General features: G+C 70.5%; 2 protein-coding genes. Both read left to right on the forward strand.

Annotation, left to right across the window (positions count from 1 at the left end; genetic code table 11):
• Positions 1 to 186 (forward strand): ATP-binding protein (locus VLF18_RS12215; RefSeq protein ID WP_325279903.1); only part of this gene is annotated, 186 nt, incomplete at its 5' end.
• Positions 179 to 1588, forward strand: coding sequence for a nitrogen regulation protein NR(I) (gene ntrC / locus VLF18_RS12220; RefSeq protein ID WP_325279904.1), 1410 nt, complete (start codon positions 179 to 181; stop codon positions 1586 to 1588). The genes VLF18_RS12215 and ntrC, both read left to right, overlap by 8 nt.
• Positions 1589 to 1680: the final 92 nt, after the last annotated feature.

Consider the following 1680-nt stretch of genomic DNA (forward strand, 5'->3'; position numbering starts at 1 on the left):
GTACCGTCCGAACTCGCCGACAGCCTGTTCCTGCCGATGGTCAGCGGCCGTGCCGACGGCAGCGGCCTCGGCTTGGCGCTGTGCCGCGAAATCGCCGCCGAGCACGGCGGCGCGCTGAACTATCGCAGCCGCGGCGGTGAAACCGCCTTCAGCCTGCTGCTTCCCTACGGAGATTCCCATGCCTGAGACCGCGCTGGTCTGGCTCGTCGACGACGACCGCGGCGTCCGGTTCGTGCTGGCCGCGGCGCTGCGCGACGCAGGTCTGCAGGTGACGGAATTCGAGGATGCCGAAAGCGTACTTTCGCGCATCTCCGAACAAGTACCGGATTTGCTGTTTACCGATGTGCGCATGAGCGGGCAGGGCGGCCTGAAGCTGCTCGAGCGGTTGCACGCGCATTACGCGCAGGTGCCGGTCATCGTCATGAGCGCGTATACCGATGTCGCCACGACGGCCGCCGCGTACAAGCATGGTGCGTTCGACTATCTGCCCAAGCCGTTCGACCTCGACCAGGCTGTCGCCGCGGCGCAGCGCGCGCTCGCGCAGCGACGCAGCCAGCCCGCAGCGCCGGCGCCGGCACCGGCGCGCTCGGCCCCACGCGAGACCGAGCTGATCGGACGCTCGCCGGCGATGCGCGAGGTGTTCCGCGCGATCGGCCGCGTTGCGGCGAGCGGGCTCAATGTCCTGATCACCGGCGAGACCGGCACCGGCAAGGAACTCGTCGCGCGTGCGCTGCATACGCACAGCGCACGCGCGCTGCGGTCGTTCGTCGCGCTGAACACGGCGGCGATTCCGTCGGAGCTGCTCGAGTCCGAACTGTTCGGCCACGAGATGGGCGCGTTCACCGGCGCGACGCGGCGTCATGCGGGCCGTTTCGAACAGGCCGACGGCGGCACCTTGTTTCTCGACGAGATCGGCGACATGCCGCTCTTGCTGCAGACGCGGCTGCTGCGCGTGCTCGCCGAAGGCGAGTTCTATCGCGTCGGCGGCCGCGAACTGATCCGCGCGGACGTGCGCGTGATCGCGGCGACGCATCAGGATCTCGACGGCAAGGTCGCGCGCGGCGAGTTTCGTGCCGACCTGCTGCATCGCCTCGACGTCGTACGCGTCCATCTGCCGAGCCTGCGCGAACGGCGCGAGGACGTCGCGCTGCTCGCCGAGCACTTCCTCGCGCGCGCCGCGGAAGAACTGAAGGTCGGCGCAAAGCGCTGGTCGCCGAAGGCGCTCGCGGCGATGGAGCAATTCGACTGGCCGGGCAACGTGCGTCAGCTCGAGAATCTGTGCCGGCGCCTCGCGGTGATGGCGGCCGGACGCGAAGTCCGCGCCGAGGATCTGCCGTTCGCGCAGGCGACGCCGGTGGCGGCGGTCGAGGCGGACTGGGTCGGTGCGCTGCGGCGCTGGGCCGAACAGGAACTCGCCGCGGGTCATGCCGATCTGCACGGGCGGGCTTGCGCGGAGCTCGAACGCGTGCTGCTGGCTGCAGCCTTGAGCGCCTGCGGCGGACATCGCCAGCAGGCCGCACTGGCGCTCGGTCTCGGCCGCAACACGCTGACGCGCAAGCTCGGCAGCTCGCGGAGCCGCTCGCGTTGACGGCTCCCGCCGCCAGCCGCCCGCCGCCGCGCGTTATGCTTTGCCGCTATGGGCGGCCGCTGGCCGCCCTTTTCATTGCGCGACGACGCGTG

This window comes from Tahibacter sp. (assembly GCF_035481375.1).
In the GTDB taxonomy this organism is placed as follows: Bacteria; Pseudomonadota; Gammaproteobacteria; order Xanthomonadales; family Rhodanobacteraceae; genus Tahibacter.